This window comes from Brevundimonas sp. (assembly GCF_031082345.1).
In the GTDB taxonomy this organism is placed as follows: Bacteria; Pseudomonadota; Alphaproteobacteria; order Caulobacterales; family Caulobacteraceae; genus Brevundimonas.
Map to the genome: position 1 here is coordinate 1 of NZ_JAVHLH010000002.1, position 4278 is coordinate 4278.

Sequence of the window (4278 nt, forward strand, 5' to 3'; positions counted from 1 at the left end):
GGGATCGGGGCCGGGGCCCTGGCCGAGGCCTGCGCCGCGGCCGAGGCGGCGGACAAGGCGGATGCTCCGCCTCTGCTGAACCGGGCGCGGGACGCGCTGGACGCGGCCCTGGCCGATGTGGCGGCCTACCGGCACGAGCTGATGTTGCGGTCGCTGAAGGGCGGCTAGCCCCGCGTGCGGTCCCAGGTCTCGAACTCGTGGGCGATGCAGCGGTCGATCAGGGTGCGCCAGACCGGCTCGGCGATGGCCGGCGACAGGCCGGCGGGGCCGGCGGCGGCGAGCACCTTCTGCACCACGTCCTCGATGCGGGCGTCGTCGTGGACGACGGAGCGGTCCGGCTTGATGCGGGCGGCGGCGTCCATATAGCGCTGGCGCTCGGCCAGCAGGGCGACGAGGGCGCGGTCGAGGGCGTCGACGCCGTGGCGGACCTCGGCCATCGAGCGGCAGGCTTCCGGGGCGACACGGGCGTCGACGGCGACGGCGGCCGGGCCCCGGCCTTCGCCGGGGTGAGCGGGATTCAGCGGGTCAACCGACAAAGGCGCGCTCCAGCACATAGTCGCCGGGTTCGGCGTTCGAGCCCTCTTTCAGGCCATAGCCTTCGAGCAGTTCGGCGGCTTCCTTGATCATGGCCATGGAGCCGCACAGCATGACCCGGTCGGTCGCGGGCGAGAAGCCCGCAGGGAGACCGAGGTCGGCGAACAGGGCGCCGGAGCGGATGCGGTCGGTGATGCGGCCCGGAGTCTCGAACGGCTCGCGGGTGACGGTCGGATAATAGGTCAGCCGGGCCTTCGCCTCTTCCCCGATCAGCGGATCCTCGTGGATGCCGGAGGTGAGGAAGTCGCGGTAGGTCAGGTCGGCCACGTGGCGCACCGTGTGGCAGACGATGACCTGGCCGAAACGGGCGTAGGTGTCGGGATCGCGGGCCACCGACAGCCACGGCGCCAGGCCGGTGCCGGTGCCGATCAGCCACAGGCGCTCGCCGCCGGTCAGGGCGTCCAGCACCAGGGTGCCGGTCGGCTTCTTGCCCATCAGCACCGTGTCGCCGGGCTGGATCTGCTGCAGGCGCGAGGTCAGGGGGCCGTCGGGCACCTTGATCGACAGGAACTCCAGCGCCTCGTCCCAGCTGGGGCTGGCGATGGAATAGGCGCGCAGGATCGGCTTGGCCCCGTCCTCGCCGGGCAGGCCGAGCATGACGAACTCGCCGGAGCGGAAGCGGAAATCCTCGGGCCGGCGGATGCGGAAGCTGAACAGCTGGTCGGTCCAGTGATGGACCCACAGCACTTCCAGCTCGTGGAAGGGCGAGGCTTTCGCGGGCGGGGCGGAGACGGCGACGTCGGTCATCGGGGGCTTATTAGGGGGCGGAAGGCGGAGGGGGAAGGGATGGGGTGTCGCGCGGGCGGCGCGGGCCCTGCAACCCTGTCAGTCAGAAAAGCGCGAAACCCTGTCATCCCGACACTCCCGACCCCTCCGGGGCGGCCGATCCTGGGCGGAGCGGCGGGCGATCAGCGCTGTCAAAGACCGTGGCGGAGGCAGTGTAGGGCCGGGAGGCGTCGAAAGCGGTCGTAGGCCGCGATCCGCCGGAACGGCTGCCCGGCGCGGCGCGCGTGAAGCCGCCCGGGCCATGTTGGAGTCGAGTCGACGGCAGAAGTCCTCGTGAAGCCGCCAATTCCCGATCACGTGGCCGGCACGGGGAAAACAGGGGGTATGGGATGGCAGGAGTTCGACCGGGGTTGGCCGGGTTGGCAGGGTCCGGGAGTGTCGGGCCGAGCAAAGAGGGATGACGACGGCGAAATTCGCCTCTAGCGTCCCGGCCATGCGCAACATTCTCCTCGCCTCCACCCTGTTCCTCGCGGCCCAGTCGCCGTTCACCGCCGCCCACGCCCAGAGCGAGCCGCAAACGCCGGATCCGGCGGTGCTGACGCCCGAGCGGGTGTTCGCCAATCCGTCGCTGTCCGGGCCGGTGGCCCGCGGCGTCAGCCTGTCGCCCGACGGCGAGCTGGTGGCCTTCCTGCGCTCGCGCGAGGACGACGTCGACGTGCTGGACCTGTGGGCCGCGCCGACCGGCGAGGGCGAGCCGTTCAAGCTGATCGACGCCCAGGCGCTGGTCCCCGACGCGGGCGAGCTGTCGGAGGCCGAGAAGGCGCGGCGCGAGCGGATGCGGATCAGCCAGCGCGGCGTGGTCGAATATTCCTGGGATGAGCAGGGCCGCTACATCCTGGCCCCGCTGGAGGGCGACGTCTTCCTGGCGGAGCGGGACGGCGGCGCCATCCGCCGGCTGACCGAGACCGAGGCCGACGAGATCGACGCCAAGGTATCGCCCGACGGGAATTATGTCTCGTGGGTCCGGGACCAGGACCTGGTCGTTTACGATCTGGCGTCCGGCCGCGAGACGCCGGTGACCACCGACGGCGAAGGGCTGGTCACCTGGGCCACCGCCGAGTTCATCGCCCAGGAGGAGATGGATCGCGACACCGGCTACTGGTGGAGCCCGGACGAGCGCTACATAGCCCTGCAGCGGACCGATGAGTCGACCGTGGACGTGATCCCGCGGCTGGACATCACCGGCGGCGGCGCCAGCGTGATCGAGCAGCGCTACCCGCGGGCCGGACGGCCCAATGCGGTGGTCGAGCTGTACGTCCACGACCGCCAGACCGGGCGGCGGACCAAGGTCGATCTGGGCGCCAATACCGACATCTATCTGGCGCGGGTCAACTGGTCGGCCGACGGCGAGACGCTGTACGTCCAGCGCCAGTCGCGGGACCAGAAGACAGTCGACCTGCTGAGCGTCGATCCGGCCACGGGCGCGTCGAAGGTGATCGTCACCCGGACCAGCGACGCCTGGGTGCCGCTGAATCACGCCTTCAAGGCGCTGGACGACGGGCGCTTCATCTGGGCCTCGGAGGAGACCGGCTGGAACCACCTGTATCTGTACGAGCGCGACGGGCGGATGATCCGGCCGATCACCTGGGGCCCGTGGGCCGTGAAGAGCCTGAACGGGGTCAACCAGGAGACCGGCGAGGTCTTCTTCACCGCTTCGTTCGGCTACGCGGAACGGCCCGAGGGCGTCACGGGGGGGCACAGCGCCTGCCCGATGCCGGGCGGCCAGGTCATGATGTGCGACGTGCAGGGCGAGCGGCCGACGACCCAGCGGCTGTGGCGCGCCTCGCTGAACGAGCAGCGGGGCCAGTTCACGCCGGTGACCCCGGACGGCGGCTGGTGGTCGGCGTCGATGAACCGGACCGGCACCGCCTTCGTCGGCAACTATTCGGACCTGAACACGCCGCCGCAGTCGGGGCTGTACCGCGCCGACGGAACCTTCATACGCTGGATCGAGGAGAACCGGCTGGACGAGAGCCATCCGTATTATCCGTACGCCTCGCGGCGCGGGGAGACGACCTTCGGGACGCTCGACAGCCACGGCGAAATGCTGGTCTGGCAGATGACCACGCCGCCGGGGTTCGACCCGTCGAAACAGTATCCGGTGGTCATGCAGGTCTATGGCGGACCGTCGGGCGGCGGCGTGAAGAAGGGCTGGCAGTCGGCCAGCAGTCAACTGTTGACTGAGGCCGGCTACATCGTCTTCCGGCTGGACAACCGCGGCGAGGGCGACCGCTCGGCGGCGTTCAAACAGGCCCTGTATCTGAAGATGGGTCAGCCTGAGATCGAGGATCAGGTGCTGGCGGCGAACTATCTGAGATCATTGCCCTTCGTGGCCGATGACCGCATCGCCATGATGGGCTGGTCCTATGGCGGCTTCATGAGCCTGATGGCCATCACCGAGCCGGATATGGGACTAGCCTCGGCCATCGCCGGGGCGCCGCCGACCGAGTGGAGCCTGTACGACACCCACTACACCGAGCGGTTCATGTCGACGCCGGAGTTGAATGTCGAGGGCTACGCCGCCTCGGACGCCATTCCGCGCCTGCCGAACATGACCGGGCGGCTGTTGCTGCTGCATGGCATGGCCGACGACAATGTGATCTTCGAGAACTCCACGCGGGTCATCAACGCCCTGCAGGAGAACAGCCAGCCGTTCGAGATGATGCTCTATCCGGGGCAGCGGCACGGGGTGCGGGGCAATGAGCGTCAGCTGCAGCAGTGGCGGACGTATCTGGACTTCCTCGACCGGACGATCGGGTCGCGGGCTCAATAGGAACTCCCCTTCCCCTCGAGGGGGAAGGGGTCGGGGGGTGGGGTGGTGGCAGTGACGATCAGGACATGGCGCGAGAGGCTGGGTCGTTTGGCTGACGGAGCCCATCGGCGCTCCACCGGAAACAC

3 protein-coding genes are annotated in these 4278 nt (G+C 69.5%); 1 reads left to right on the forward strand and 2 read right to left on the reverse strand.

The annotated features are described in order from the left end of the window. Positions 1-164: 164 nt before the first annotated feature. Both RDU12_RS00245 and RDU12_RS00250 read right to left on the reverse strand, forming a co-directional pair. Entirely contained in the window at positions 165-437 is a 273-nt protein-coding gene (locus tag RDU12_RS00245; protein ID WP_300289195.1) for a chorismate mutase, read from the reverse strand. Between the two features lie 88 nt (positions 438-525). After that, a complete protein-coding gene (locus tag RDU12_RS00250; RefSeq protein ID WP_300289173.1) occupies positions 526-1341 on the reverse strand; it encodes a ferredoxin--NADP reductase in 816 nt (271 codons plus the stop codon). Between the two features lie 472 nt (positions 1342-1813). Here RDU12_RS00250 and RDU12_RS00255 point away from each other — a divergent pair, with 472 nt between their 5' ends. Further along, on the forward strand, positions 1814-4153 hold the full coding sequence (locus RDU12_RS00255; protein WP_300289174.1) for a S9 family peptidase: 2340 nt from the start codon (positions 1814-1816) through the stop codon (positions 4151-4153). The last annotated feature ends 125 nt before the right edge of the window (positions 4154-4278 follow it).

What these genes read in the sequence shown, in the direction of transcription:
- RDU12_RS00245 (WP_300289195.1), bottom strand. Translation starts at nt 437, where the DNA reads ATGGCCGAGGTCCGCCACGGCGTCGACGCCCTCGACCGCGCCCTCGTC.
- RDU12_RS00250 (WP_300289173.1), bottom strand. Translation starts at nt 1,341, where the DNA reads ATGACCGACGTCGCCGTCTCCGCCCCGCCCGCGAAAGCCTCGCCCTTC.
- RDU12_RS00255 (WP_300289174.1), top strand. Translation starts at nt 1,814, where the DNA reads ATGCGCAACATTCTCCTCGCCTCCACCCTGTTCCTCGCGGCCCAGTCG.